The 13,678-nt window shown below is 59.9% G+C and carries 13 protein-coding genes; all 13 read right to left on the bottom strand.

From position 1 onward, the window contains the following. Positions 1-230 precede the first annotated feature (230 nt). The 13 genes from FZE95_RS05070 to mbhE all read right to left on the bottom strand — a co-directional run bounded on the left by FZE95_RS05070 (position 231) and on the right by mbhE (position 12,760). The gene (locus tag FZE95_RS05070) at positions 231-749 is read right to left on the bottom strand and encodes an Hcp family type VI secretion system effector (protein ID WP_150299733.1); all 519 of its coding nucleotides are present in this window, start codon (positions 747-749) and stop codon (positions 231-233) included. A gap of 283 nt (positions 750-1,032) precedes the next feature. Continuing rightward, complete coding sequence (locus FZE95_RS05065) at positions 1,033-1,371, bottom strand: Na+/H+ antiporter subunit G (protein WP_150299732.1); 339 nt, start codon at positions 1,369-1,371, stop codon at positions 1,033-1,035. Positions 1,372-1,380: 9 nt separating this feature from the next. Beyond that, positions 1,381-1,650: a K+/H+ antiporter subunit F gene (locus FZE95_RS05060; RefSeq protein ID WP_150299731.1), complete on the bottom strand. Its 270-nt coding sequence runs from the start codon at positions 1,648-1,650 to the stop codon at positions 1,381-1,383. Beyond that, positions 1,635-2,138 carry a Na+/H+ antiporter subunit E gene (locus FZE95_RS05055; protein ID WP_150299765.1) on the bottom strand — a complete coding sequence of 168 codons (504 nt, stop codon included), beginning with the start codon at positions 2,136-2,138 and terminating at the stop codon, positions 1,635-1,637. The genes FZE95_RS05060 and FZE95_RS05055 overlap by 16 nt, the downstream gene beginning before the upstream one ends. Continuing rightward, the gene (locus tag FZE95_RS05050) at positions 2,138-3,661 is read right to left on the bottom strand and encodes a monovalent cation/H+ antiporter subunit D (RefSeq protein WP_150299730.1); all 1,524 of its coding nucleotides are present in this window, start codon (positions 3,659-3,661) and stop codon (positions 2,138-2,140) included. Before FZE95_RS05050 ends, FZE95_RS05055 begins: the two co-directional genes overlap by 1 nt. Then, positions 3,661-3,987 (bottom strand): Na+/H+ antiporter subunit C, encoded by a 327-nt coding sequence (locus FZE95_RS05045; RefSeq protein ID WP_150299729.1) that lies wholly within the window; start codon positions 3,985-3,987, stop codon positions 3,661-3,663. The genes FZE95_RS05050 and FZE95_RS05045 overlap by 1 nt, the downstream gene beginning before the upstream one ends. Next, on the bottom strand, positions 3,987-6,779 hold the full coding sequence (locus FZE95_RS05040; protein ID WP_150299728.1) for a monovalent cation/H+ antiporter subunit A: 2,793 nt from the start codon (positions 6,777-6,779) through the stop codon (positions 3,987-3,989). Before FZE95_RS05040 ends, FZE95_RS05045 begins: the two co-directional genes overlap by 1 nt. 190 nt (positions 6,780-6,969) lie before the next feature. Then, positions 6,970-7,323, bottom strand: coding sequence for a monovalent cation/H(+) antiporter subunit G (gene mnhG, locus FZE95_RS05035; RefSeq protein ID WP_150299727.1), 354 nt, complete (start codon positions 7,321-7,323; stop codon positions 6,970-6,972). Next, on the bottom strand, positions 7,320-7,643 hold the full coding sequence (locus tag FZE95_RS05030) for a monovalent cation/H+ antiporter complex subunit F (protein ID WP_150299726.1): 324 nt from the start codon (positions 7,641-7,643) through the stop codon (positions 7,320-7,322). The genes mnhG and FZE95_RS05030 overlap by 4 nt, the downstream gene beginning before the upstream one ends. Then, complete coding sequence (locus tag FZE95_RS05025) at positions 7,640-8,119, bottom strand: Na+/H+ antiporter subunit E (protein ID WP_150299725.1); 480 nt, start codon at positions 8,117-8,119, stop codon at positions 7,640-7,642. Before FZE95_RS05025 ends, FZE95_RS05030 begins: the two co-directional genes overlap by 4 nt. Next, a complete protein-coding gene (locus FZE95_RS05020) occupies positions 8,119-9,612 on the bottom strand; it encodes a proton-conducting transporter transmembrane domain-containing protein (protein ID WP_150299724.1) in 1,494 nt (497 codons plus the stop codon). Before FZE95_RS05020 ends, FZE95_RS05025 begins: the two co-directional genes overlap by 1 nt. Further along, positions 9,609-10,037, bottom strand: a complete 429-nt coding sequence (locus tag FZE95_RS05015; protein WP_150299723.1) for a sodium:proton antiporter — start codon at positions 10,035-10,037, stop codon at positions 9,609-9,611. Before FZE95_RS05015 ends, FZE95_RS05020 begins: the two co-directional genes overlap by 4 nt. After that, positions 10,037-12,760, bottom strand: coding sequence for a hydrogen gas-evolving membrane-bound hydrogenase subunit E (mbhE, locus tag FZE95_RS05010; protein WP_150299722.1), 2,724 nt, complete (start codon positions 12,758-12,760; stop codon positions 10,037-10,039). Before mbhE ends, FZE95_RS05015 begins: the two co-directional genes overlap by 1 nt. Positions 12,761-13,678 lie beyond the last annotated feature (918 nt).

The raw sequence follows: 13,678 nt of genomic DNA, 5'->3' as shown, positions 1-13,678 counted from the left end.
CAGATCCAGTTCGAAACGATAGGGTCGGCACAGGGCTTCGTAGCCGGTGAACTCAAGGACCTTGAAGTCGTGCGAAAGGCCTTGAATGGCCAGTTTGAAATGGGGCTTGTTGGCCGGGGCGAACATCCGATGTCCTCATCAATGTGCAACACTGCCCTTCCAACTGGGGTGTCGACTGCCGAAAATCCATCCACTGGCGCAGGGCCAGTCGATGGATGATTCTCGCAAACTTATGCGGAGATCGGCGTGCGCCAGTCGTCAGAACCGGAGGTGCCGGACACTTCATGCGTCCAGATGATCTTGCGGTAGGTGAAATAGACGTCTTCCAGGTGCGTGAAATGCGACAGGCTCGGATCCTGGCAGTTCGGCATGCGCGACTGAACGTCAACGATGATGGCGTCCTGCAGTTCGATGGTGAAGTAATGCTCCTGGGTGCCGGTGGCTGAGGTGCGGTACCACTCCAGACGACATGTATTCAGACGCTCACCGGAGGTCAGTGAGTTGAAAAGCAACGGCGAGGATTTGTCGAACACCTTGGTGATCATCAGCGGTTTATGGACGCGTTGACCAGTGGGCTGACCGGATTGCGGATCGCGCGGAATGATGACCTGATGATCAAAAGCCTGAACGAGAATCTGGTCCTCATGGCCCTCCTGAAAAATGTTGCCCACAGAGTCTTCGGTGAAGGTGCCGGCGGTGATAAGGCCCTGTTTGGTGCCTTCGATAGTCAGATATGCTGGTGTTGGCATGAAAGCTCTCCTTGCCTGGGTTCGTGGATCTTGGTTGATCCGGGAACCATAGACATATCAAGAGCTGTGCCATGACAAAAATACCCTGCTAAATCAGTAGCTTACCCGGAATCCTAGATTCCTGTTCGATTCAGCCGCGAAGCGAGTCACAAACGAGTGGGCAGTTTCCTGCTCAGGGTGCGCAAAAAGCTGCGCACACTGCCCTCCTCACCATGAACCGGCTCGCCAACAGGTTGCGCACAGACTTATCCACAGACGACTGCGCAACTTGTTGCCAGCGTCGCTATTGCTCCCAGGGCTCGCCTTTTGTTCGTTCTACCCGCTTCAGCTGCAAGTGCATGGCTGCCTGGGCCATCATATTGGCGCTGGTCGGGGCCGTGATGAACAGGAAAATGGTAATGAGCAGCTCGTGCATGCTCAGGCCGTCTCCCTTGGTGCTGAAATAGATCAGCGAGCCAATCACCAACGCGCCGACGCCGAGCGTGGTTGCCTTGGTCGGCCCATGCAGTCGCATGAAGAAGTCCGGCAGCTTCAACAAGCCAATCGAGCCGATCAACGCGAATACACTGCCGATGAGAATCAGCGCGGCGACCAGCCACTCGATCCAGGTGGTGTCGTTCATGAGCGCTCCTTATTCAATGATGTCGCCACGCAGCAGATACCGGGAAATGGCTACCGTTCCGACGAAGCCCATCACCGCAATCAATAGTGCCGCTTCGAAGAACAGGTCCGAATCCAGATACAGGCCGAACAGGATGATGAGCGCGATGGCGTTGATATACAGCGTATCCAGGGCCAGCACCCGGTCCGGCATATCAGGTCCGATAATCAACCTGATCATATTCAGTATCGTCGCCAGCGACATGATGCCCAGGCACACAAGAATCACGTTGTGGAGCATTCGAATACCTCCTTCAGCGGGTTTTCGTAGCGCTGTTTGATAGTGTCGATCAGCTCCTGGGCATCGGCCACATCCAGACCGTGGATCAGCAAGGTCTTGCGGTCATCACTAATATCCGAAGAGACCGTGCCGGGCGTCAAGGACACCGTGCTGGCCAGCACACTGATGGCGAAATCGTTGGTCAGCTCAAGCGGATATTCTACGAAAGCCGGTCGCAGCGTCCGGTTGGGCCCGAGGATCAGTTTGGCTACTTCAACGTTTGCGGTGACGATATCCAGCAATACCCTCATGGTGAATCGAAGCAGCACCACAGGTTTGTGCAGCGTCGGCGGATTGGGCCAGAACGGGTTGGTCAGCAACGGGATCAACCAGGCCGTCACCGCGCCCATGATCAGCGTGCCGGCACCCAGATCGTTCATGATCAACTGCCAGACAATAAGCAGGAACAGACTCAGCCAGGGGTGCGGCAGCAAAGCTCTCGGCGTCATCATGGCTGACCTCCCGGGTTGACTGCCTGGGTAGACATAACTTGCTCAATATACCCGGAGGGGTTGAATATCTCCGCCGACGCGACGTCCAGATAATCCATTATCGGTTCACCGAAAACCACCATCATTGGACTGCAGAGCAGCAGCAGAATCACGGCGGTCATGCGCAGGGCGTCCATTGGCTCACCTGGTACCGCGGTCGCATCCTTGCGCCAGAACAAGGTGCTGCCCGCCCGGCTCATCGCGACCAGAACCACCAGGCCGCTGCCGAGCACCACCGCATACAGCCAGGCGGCTTCAAAACCCGTGCCGGCCGAGCGCAACAGCATCAGCTTGCCGATGAACCCCGAGAGCGGCGGCAGACCGACAATCGAGATAGCAGACAGGAAAAACACGCCGCCGAACAGCATGAGCTTGGGTAACGGCGGGCCGGGCACGAGTCGCGCACCATGCCTGGGTCCGCGGGTGCGCGCCAGCAGGCCGGCAAGCAGGAACAAGCCGCCGCTGATCCAGGTGGAGTGCGCCAGATAGAAAAGACTGGCGGTGAGTGCTTCAGCTGTGGCCAGGGAGATGCCGGCCATCAGGATACCCACCGACAACACAACCAGATACGCGACCAGGCCGTTCAGGGTGCTCGCAGCGAGTGCGCCAATTGTTGCCAGCACAATGGTGGCCAGCCCGACCGGCCAGAGCCAGTCATTCACCAACCAGGCAAGCGGCCCCTCGCCTTCGCCGAACATCAGCGAATAGACCCGGATGATCGAATAGATACCGACCTTGGTCATTATGGCGAACAGCGCCGCGACCGGCGCTGAGGCGGCGGAATAGGCGCGTGGCAGCCAGAAGTACAGGGGGAACATCGCCGCTTTCAGGCCGAATACGATGAGCAACAGCATGCCTGCTGCACCAATCAAGGGTGTGTCCGCTTCGGGTAACTGGGCGATGCGCAGGGCCATGTCCGCCATGTTCAGCGTGCCAGTCAGACCATAAAGCGTACCGACCGCCAACAGAAACAGCGCTGATCCGAACAGGTTGAGCAGCACGTAGTGCAAGCCGGCGCGCACGCGGGAAGAGCCTGCACCGTGCAACAGCAAGGCATAGGAGGCGATCAGCAGGATCTCGAAGAACACGAACAGGTTGAATAGATCGCCGGTCAGGAAGGCGCCATTGATACCCATCAGCTGAAACTGGAACAGCGCATGGAAATTGCGTCCCAGGTTATCGTCGCCGCGCATCGCATACAGAACCGAACACGACGCCAGCACAGCGGTGACCAACAGCAGGAAGGCAGCCAGACGATCGACTACCAGCACGATGCCGAATGGCGGCACCCAGTTGCCGGCGGCATAGACTTGAATCCCTTCACTGGCCTGCCCTACCAGCGCAATAGCCAGCGGAATCTGCAACAGCACGGCAATCAGCGACAGGCCGCGTTTCAGCGGCATGCTGCTTCGCGAGATAAGCAACAACAAAGCGCCCATGAACATGGGCAGGAGGACCGGCAGGATCGGCAATTGATTCATCAATTGTCTCCCTTGCCGTCTACGTGGTCACTGTCGAGCTCGCCTTGCGCCCGCAATGCCAGCACCAGAGCGAAGGCGGTCATGGCAAAGCCGATGACGATGGCAGTCAACACCAGTGCCTGCGGCAAAGGGTCAGCGTACTCATCAGCCTTGCCCAGTACTGCGGGCATACCGGTGTGCAAGCGCCCCATAGCCAGCAGGAACAGGTTCACCGCATAGCTGAGCAGGGTAAGGCCAACGACAACCTGAAAAGTACGTGCGCGCAATAAAAGATACACGCCGGACATGGTGAGAATGCCCAGCGTCAGGGCGTACAGCAATTCCATTAAAGCGTCTCCCTTATAGTACGGCTTCCGGACAATTTGCCGATGTTGGCGAGGATCAGCAGCGTAGCGCCCACAACGGTGAGGTACACGCCGAGATCGAAGAGCATTGCTGTTGCCAGCTCGACCTCTCCGACTAACGGAAAGTGGAAATAACCGAAGGCGCTGGTCAGGAATGGATAGCCAAAGGCAAAGCTGCCCAGACCAGTAAGACCGGCAATAAGCACACCGATACCCGCCAGATGGTGGTAATTCACACCCCAGCGCTGCGTAGTCCACTGTTCACCGCTACCGACGTATTGCAGGATCAGCGCTACCGCGGTAATCAGGCCAGCGATGAAGCCGCCGCCAGGCAGGTTGTGGCCGCGGAAGAAGATGTACACCGACACCAGCAGCGCGAGTGGCAGAATCACGCGGGTCAGGTTGACCAGCATGAGCGGCCGCGTGGCCCGCGCCCAACCGCGACCGAACATGTCGGTATCGGGAATGCGCAGGCGCAACCCGTCGACCAGCGCATAGATGGCCACCGCGGCGATTGCCAGCACCGTGACCTCGCCCATGGTATCGAACCCCCGGAAGTCGACCAGAATCACGTTGACCACATTAGTGCCACCGCCACCGCTGTAGCTGTTCTCCAGGAAGAAACTGGCAATGGTGTCGTAGGGGCGGGTCAGCACGGCGAAGGTCAAGCCGCCGACCAGAAGCCCCGCCAGGCCAGCCAGAATCAGGTCGCGGAAACTACGCGTCCTGGAAGAGGTGCGCGGCGTATAACGTGGCAGGAAGAACAACGCCAGCATGAACAGGATGATCGTCACGACTTCAACCGAGAGCTGGGTCAATGCCAGGTCCGGCGCGGAGAAGCGTGCAAAGCCCAGCGCCACCATCAACCCGACCACGCTCAGCATGATCAGCGCGACCAGCCTGCGCCGGTGCATTATCGCCGTAGCCCCAGCCGCCACCATCAGAATCAGCGCGCCGACAAGCGTGATGCCATCAACCGGCGACATCGCCACCTCGCCCTGCCAGACCGGCAGACGCACCAGCCAGAAGCCAGTGACCACCAGCGCAGCGAAGAGCATCCAGGTCATGTAACGCTGCAGCGATGCGTTCTCCAGCAGCAGCGTGAACTGCCCGGCACGCCCTACCAGTTTCTGGATCGCATTTTCGAACACCAGCTTGGCGTCCAGGTCCGGCAGTCGTTCGTACCAGCCGAACAATTGCCGGCGCGTGAAATAGAGAATGATGCCGACCACCATCGCCACGATGCTCATGATCAGCGGGAGGTTGAAGCCGTGCCATACGGACAGGCTGTACTCCGGCAGGTCTCCCCCCAGCGTTGCGCTGGCCGCCACAGCCAGCAGACTGGAAACAGTGAAGGCAGGCAAAAGCCCGACCAGCAGACAAAGCGCCACGAGTATCTCCACGGGCACCTTCATGTAACGCGGCGGCTCATGCGGCGGGTACTTCGGCAGATTCACCGGCTTGCCGTTGAAGAACACGTCGTGGATGAAGCGCAGCGAATAGGCCACCGAGAATACACCGTACAGTGTCGCGACCAGCGGAATAATCCAGCTGAAGTTGCCGAACTGGTGTTGCTGCAGGGTTTCGGTGAAGAACATTTCCTTGCTCAGGAAGCCGTTCAGCAGCGGCACGCCCGCCATCGCCGCCGCCGCGACCATGGCCAATGTCGCGGTATGCGGCATATAGCGCCACAGACCATTGATCCGCCGCATATCGCGAGTACCGGTCTCGTGGTCGATGATGCCCGCGGCCATGAACAGTGAGGCCTTGAAGGTCGCGTGGTTGATGATATGGAACACCGCCGCCACCGCCGCCAGCCGCGTATCGAGGCCAAACAGCAGCGTGATCAAGCCAAGGTGACTGATGGTCGAATAGGCCAGCAATCCCTTGAGGTCGTGTTGAAACAACGCGGTACAGGCGCCGACAAGCAACGTAATCATGCCCGTAACGCTGACCATGAAGAACCACAGGTCGGTATCGGAGAGCGCCGGATATAACCGAGCCAGCAGGAACACACCCGCCTTGACCATGGTTGCCGAGTGCAGATAAGCCGATACCGGGGTCGGCGCCGCCATCGCATGCGGCAACCAGAAATGGAACGGAAACTGTGCAGACTTGGTAAACACGCCCAGCAGCACCAGAACCAACACCACAGGATACAGCGCATGGGCACGAATGATATCGCCGGCAACCAGCACGTCACTCAGCTCATAGCTGCCGACTATCTGTCCCAGCAACAACACGCCGCCGAGCAGAGCCAGTCCGCCACCTCCGGTCACCGCCAACGCCATTCGAGCGCCCTTTCGGGCATCACTGGAATGCGACCAGTAACCGATGAGCAGGAAAGACGACAGGCTGGTCAGCTCCCAGAAAAACATCATCAACAGCAGGTTTTCCGACAGCACCACGCCGAGCATCGAGCCCATGAACAGCAGCAGATAGGCGAAAAAACGCCCCATCGGGTCGTTCTTTGACAGGTAATAGCGTGCGTACAGAATCACCAGCAGGCCGATGCCCATGATCAGCAAGGCGAACATGAAGCCCAACCCGTCGAGCCGGAAGCTGAGATTCAGCCCGACACGGGTCAGCCACGGCCAGCTCTGCACAACCGTCTCGCCCGCAAATACCTCGGGTACGTGACGCCACAACAGGACCAGGCCGATGATCGGCGCGAGCATCGTTGCCGTAGCGCAAAGCGAACGTCCGCGCTCGCCAGTCAACAGGGGCAGAAAACAGCCCAGAAAAGGTAGCAATACAATAAGCGCCAGGGTCATGCGGGACACACTCCGTTTATGGCCTTTCAGGCTTCTTCGTATGGCGAATTCGTCTTCCCGGCTCGGCGGCCGGAAGGCGCATCATTATCCACAGACAGCGTTTGGCTGTCATGGTTTGACTCGGCATTCGGACAAGCCCGGCAACACATCGTTAAATCTCGCACGGATGCCGAGAAGCGAAACGGTGAGGTCATCGTTCCTGAGTGCCCCGTCGCTGGCGGTCTTCCTCAAGCGCATCGCCGAGCAGGCCCGTCTGCGGACGGATATCAGCCATATGCCCGGCACGGGCAATGGCATGCGCAGCAAGGGGAGCGGTGATCAAGAGTACGCAAATAGCCAGCAGCGATTCCAGCCATGCCATGCCAGATGTTGCGCACAGCACCCCAAGCAATACCAGAATCGCGCCGAGCGCGCCGGCCTTGCTCGCCGAGTGCATACGGGCATAGGCATCCGGTAATCGCCACACGCCCAGCGCACCAACCAGGCTCAGCAGCGCACCGAGCAGTATCAACACCGAGGCTGCTATCGAAAGAAACACACTCATTGACCATCACTCCGGCTGTCCTGAATCTCGCGGTTGGACGGGCCGTCGTCACCATGAAACAGCAGGGCAAAGGCTACGCTGCTGAGGAAGCTCACAATGGCCAGCACGATCGCCACGTCCAACAGCGCGACCTGGCCCCGATAGAGCGCCAGCACTGCGACGCCCGCAACGCCCACCATGGTCATGGCGTCGACAGCAACCGCCCGGTCGGGCCGGCTGGGTCCAAGCAAGAGCCGCAACACCAGTATCATCGCGCTGAGAATCAGCATCGCGCCGGCAAGCGGCAATACCCACCCGGCGGCAAACAGATCGACAGTCATGAGAATTCTCCCGGAGGGTGTATCCAGCCAGCCAGCCGCTGTTCGATTTCGTCAACCGCATGCTGAACGGAATCGGCGCTGCGTGAATCCAGCACATGCACATATAGCACCTTGTCGAGGTAATCCAGTGCGAGAGTCCCGGGGGTCAGTGTCAGCAGGCAGCTAATCAGGGTGATCAGGCGCTTGTCATCGGTCTGCAGCGAGACGCGAACCACCGCAGGCGTGACGGTGCTGCGCCAGTCAAGCACTGCTGCCGCCACATCGAGCGAGGCCGCGACGATCCTGTAGGCATACCAGGGAACGAAACGTGCGCCCGCCTCTACTCTCATGGCATACACCCGCACCCTGGGCACAGCCAGCCCCAGCAACCTGCAGCCGAGATAGATCAGCAGCATAGCCAGCAGCCATCGGGTGGGTGTAAGCCCGAGGGTTGCCCAGGCGAGCAATGCCGCGCTCACTGCATGTATCAAAAGCATCAGGGCGCCCCCTCCGTCACCGGAAGCCGAAGGTATGCGCTCGCCTCGGTCAGTTGCAACGAGGCATCCCAGGCATATTGCATGGCCGGCCCGGCGCCAAAGCCCAGAATTACGGTCATCAGAGCGAGCACGGCGGCGACCACCCAGGGACTGCGCGGTCCGTTGTTAGTCTGTACACAGTGAGCACCGTCGGGATGCGGTTTGAGAAAAGCTTCATTCCATATCTTGCTCATGGACAACACGGTTATGGCTCCGGTCAGCAACGCGATAAAGGCTGCCCATCCGTGTCCCGCTTCCAGACTCGCACGGATCAGGATGAGTTTGGCCCAGAAGCCGGATAAAGGTGGAATTCCCGCCAGCGACAGCGCAGGAATGGCAAAGAGTATGGCGAGCAGCGGTTTCGCTGAGTAAAGCCCACCCATGCGCGCCAGCCGTTCAGAGCCGGTGAGCCGCGAGGCAAGACCGCCAATGAAAAACAGATTGGCTTTGACGATGATGTGATGGATCAGATAGAACACCGCACCCGCCAGCGCCAGCGGCGTCGCCAGAGCGAGCCCCAGCACCATGTAACCGACCTGACTGACGATATGAAATGACAGGATGCGCCGGATCTCGGTTTGCGCCGCCGCGCCCAGAACCCCGACCAGCATGGTCGCGCAGGCCACCCACAACAGGATGTCATGGGCCAGTCCGGGCGCTGGCCAGAGTAGTGTCACCAGACGGATCAGTGCATACACGCCGACCTTTGTCAGCAAGCCGGCAAACAGCGCCGATACCGGCACCCAGGCCACATGATAGGACGCGGGCAACCAGCCAAACACGGGGAATAGCGCGCCCTTGATCGAGAATGCCAGCAACATCAAGGTCACGCCCATGGTTGCGCTGGCGGTGGCTTCACCGCTGCGGAATATCAGCGCCAGCTCACCCATATTCAACGTACCGCTGGCCCCGTACACAAGCCCCGCTGCCAGCAGAAACAGCAGCGTCGCCAGCAGGTTGAGTACGATATAGGTCATCGCCCCGGCCAGTCGCCGCTGTCCGCCGCCCAGCGAGATAAGCGCGAAGGACCCCATCAGCAACACTTCAAACCAGACGTACAAATTGAATACGTCGCCGGTAATGAAGGCGCCGCAGATACCGGTCAGCAGGCCATGAACGAAAAGATGCGCGTCGCGCAGAAACTCGGTCGCCATCGGCTGGCGATGCATGTAAACCAGCGTACCCAGACCGATCACACCGGTAATCGCAACCATCGCCGCCGACAGCCGATCGATAACCAGACTGATGCCATAAGGCGCAGGCCAGCTACCCATCTGACCGCTGAGCACGTTGCCCTGCGCTGCAAACCACACCAGCCACAGCCCGGTCATGAGTAACAGCGTGCTGCCCACGAGACTGATTGCAGTCACCCAGGCCAGCCGGCGCCGCGCCAGCAGGCACAGCATCAGGGTGGTCAGTGGTAGCAGGATCGGCAAGACCAGCAGGAGATTCATTCGCGCTCCCCAGCTGGCGGATCGGGTTCGCCGGGCGCTGACTCACCGCCCTCTTCGAAGCCGTTTTCCTGACCGTCCGGTGCGGGCTGCTCGACCACCACTGTCACGTCATCAGTCTCGTTTTTACCGTGCAGTTCGTAGGTTCGCTTGAGTATCGACAAAGCGAATACGAACAACGCGAAACCGATGACGATCGCCGTCAGCACCAGCGCCTGGGGCAAGGGATTGACCAACGCAGCGTTTGCGCCCTGGGTAACGAATGCCGGCGCATCACCGGCGTGTCGACCCGCGGCAAGTACGCCCAGGTTGATCGCGTTGCTGAATACGGCAATGCCCAACACCACCCGTATCAGATGCTGATCAAGCATCATCCAGATGCCCAAACCTGCCATTACGCCTGCTGTCACAGCGGTCAGCCACTCCATCAGCCAGCCCTCCCGACGAGATTGCGCAGCATGTGCGTGACCGAACCAAAAACGGTCAGGAACACGCCCAGATCAAACAGCAGCGGCGTGCCCAGTTTCACATTAATAGGTGCGACCCAATGGCTGGTCATATAGGGCTCGCCATGAAAGATCGCGCCCAGGCCGGCACCCCCGACACAGGCCATGCCCAGCGCGATGATCATCGTTGGCGGCACACGGCCCAGTCCGCGCTGAATGCCGCGCCCGAAGGTCAGTACCAGCAAGGCAAAACCAGTCGCCGCGACCAGCCCACCGATAAAGCCGCCGCCTGGATAGTTATGCCCGCGCCAGAGCACCACCAGCGATACCGCCAGCATGAGGCCGGCCAACGGCCGCATGCCCTGCCGCAGCAGCACCGAGCCGAATTCGGGAAGTCCCTTGGGCCTCACATCGGCCGACTGTCCCGCGCCGAGTAAGGTCGAAGTCGCTAGTGCCGCGAGGGCTACCACCAGGATTTCGCCAAGCGTATCCAGCGCACGGAAATCCACTAGAATCACGTTCACCACATTCATGCCATAGCCGCCTGGCAGGCTGTTATCAGTCAGCCAGTCGGCGATATTGCCGGGCAATGGCTGGCTGACGGTAGTCATGATCATCAGCGTGACCGTCACCCCAACGGTACAGGCAGCGATCGCCTGCCAGCGTCGGTTGCGTCCGGATCCCGAGGCAACTGAGGGCAGTCCCGGCATCCGCCGCAACACCACCGCGAGGAAGACTACGGTCAGGGTTTCGACCATCAGCTGGGTCAGCGCCACGTCAGGTGCGCTGACCGATAGATAGAACAGCGCCAGTCCCAGACCACTGGCCGCCAGGGAAGCCACCAATGCCAGTCGCCCGGACTTGAGCGCGGCGCCTGCCGCCCCACCCAGCGCCAGCACTGCACCGACAATGCCTGGCAAGGTGAGCGGAGTGAGTGATTCAACGGGCATCAGCGGCGCCCTTATCAGCCACATCACACCCAACAAGCTGACGCTCAGCACGGCGGCCAGCAGCGCAACATGCGCGCGTAGCGAGCCATGCTGAAAATTGCCGGCGACCGCGCCAGCCAGCTGGAACAGCCTCAGCAGAAAGCGATCCCATAACAGGTCACCACTGACGCGCCAGATCCTGTCGAGCTGGTTCGCCAGCCAGCGCACCCGCCCCGCTTGCAGGTAAAACAGCACGCCCAGACTGATGGTCAGCACACTGGCAATGACTGCCGGCGTAATGCCGCCCCAGAGATACAGGTGCACATCCACGGGCCCGGCAGAGATCGCTCGCACCGCCGTATTGACCAGCCAGGCCTCCGGCCATTGATTCCAGATGCCGAGCCCCAGCCCGCCGATTGCCAGCAACAGCGCGCCCGCCCACATGTAGGGCGATACCTCATGAGGCTTGTGGAAACGGCCACGGCGCTGACCAAAAAAGGGGCGGATGAATACCAACCCCGCCGCCGCAAACAGCAGCGCATTGGTCAGAATCATCGCGATAGTGACGGCCCAGCCAATCGCACCCAGCTCGATCAGTCCGGTGTACTTGAACTCCTTGGCAATGAAACCGAAGAATGGCGGCAAGCCGGCATTGGAAAAGGCCGCCAGGCCAACCGCGATGCCGGTGAATGGCATCACGGTGAACAGACCACCAAGGCGGCGCAGATCCCGCGTACCGGTGGCATGGTCAACCGCGCCGATCGCCATGAACAGCGCGCCCTTGTATAGCGAATGCGCCACCAGATAGAGGACGAAGGCCTGCAGACCGTAGCTGGTATTGGTGCCGATGAGCATGGTCAGCTGGCCGAGCACGGTCACCGTGGTATAGGCGAGCATACGTTTGAGATCATATTGACGAATGGCCAGAACAGCCCCCACCAGCGCGGTCATCGCACCGACCCCGATAAGGATCGAGCTCCAGGCAACGCCGCCACCCAGCGTCGGGTTCAGCCGCGCCAACAGATAGATACCGGCCTTGACCATGGTCGCCGAATGTAGATAAGCCGACACCGGCGTAGGTGCGTTCATCGCGTTCGGTAGCCAGATATGGAAAGGCACCTGTGCAGACTTGGTGAAGCAGCCTATCAGCACCAGCGCCATGATCCAGGGAAAGAGCGTACTGCTTTGCACAGCCGCCGCATCCAGGCCGGAAAACTGCCACTGCTGGGCTGCGATGCCCAACAGCACCAGTCCTGCCATCAAGGCCAAGCCACCGCCCGCAGTGATCAGCAACGCCTGTAACGCAGCGCGGCGTGCCTCGGGTTTGGCATTCTCGAAACTGATCAGCAGATATGAGGAAATACTGGTCAGCTCCCAGAACACGAACATGACAAGCATGTCGTCGGCCAGTACCAACCCGAGCATGCCGAGCATGAAGATCAGCAAATAGGCATAGAAGCGACCAAGGTGCGAATGCTCGTTCAGATAGCTGCCGGAGTACAGCACGATAAGCGTGCCGATACCGGTGATGAGCAAGGCAAACAGCAAGGCCAGCCCGTCAAGCCTGAGGGTAAAGCTGACATCCAGCAGCGGCACCCAGGCCAGGCTGGAGGTCAGTGCCTCGCCGCCTGCGACCAGGGGAATGACACTGACAAACCAGGCGAAACAGCTTGCAGGGACCAGCGCCAGCAGCCACAGCGCCTGCCGTGGCAGCAGACGCCAGATCAAGGGCGCGCATAGCCCGTTCAGAGCGATAGCAAGCAAGCTGAACTGCATATCAGCCGACCTTCATCGTGCAGGGTCTTGTCATCGCAACCTCCATGAACGTTCCGCGCAGCAATGCTGCGCAGTCACCGTGCAACCATTGTTCATACAGGATAGTCGCGGGGCAACGGCCACATTTTCCGTTGAACGCGGCGGGGGCTAATGCGCTATAAATAAGAAGGGAAGCCTCGGCGGCGGAAGCAACTTGATACAGTTCAATGCGAATCGAAGCGCCTGTTATGCCCGCCGGTCCTGGATGAGGGGGCGTTCTGCTCATCGAGCTGGTGCTCGACGCTCCCAGGCAGGACAAACACCAGCTCGACCGTTGCGGGCGAGCACAGTGCCTGAAATGAAACTGACGCTATGGTCAGCAGCGTCGCTGGTTACAAAGCCGGCCAGGATGGAACCTGGCCCTCCATAGACCGTGCTCCTTTGGGAAGGTCGAGCACCAGCTCGACCACGGGCGTCGCCGACAAACACAGTGTTTGAAATAAACCCGGCGCTATGGAATGTCGAGCTCCGTCTCGACAGCGGCATCATCGGCTACATAGCCGGCCAGGATGGAACCTGGCCCTCCATAGACCGTACTCCTCCGGGAAGGTCGAGCACCAGCTCGACCACGGGCTTCGCCGACAAACACAGCGTTTGAAATAAACCCGGCGCTATGGAATGTCGAGCTCCGTCTCGACAGCGGCATCATCGGCTACCAAGCCGGCCAGGATGGAACCTGGCCCTCCATAGACCGTACTCCTCCGGGAAGGTCGAGCACCAGCTCGACCACGGGCTTCGCCGACAAACACAGCGTTTGAAATAAACCCGGCGCTATGGAATGTCGAGCTCCGTCTCGACAGCGGCATTATCGGCTACCAACCCGGCCAGCATGGAACCTGGCCCTCCATAGACCGTGCTCCTCCGGTAAGGTCGAGCATC

It is taken from the genome of Pseudomonas profundi (assembly GCF_008638305.1).
In the GTDB taxonomy this organism is placed as follows: Bacteria; Pseudomonadota; Gammaproteobacteria; order Pseudomonadales; family Pseudomonadaceae; genus Halopseudomonas; species Halopseudomonas profundi.
Note: the sequence above shows the minus strand (reverse complement) of the source record. Positions and strands in the feature narration are given on the sequence as shown.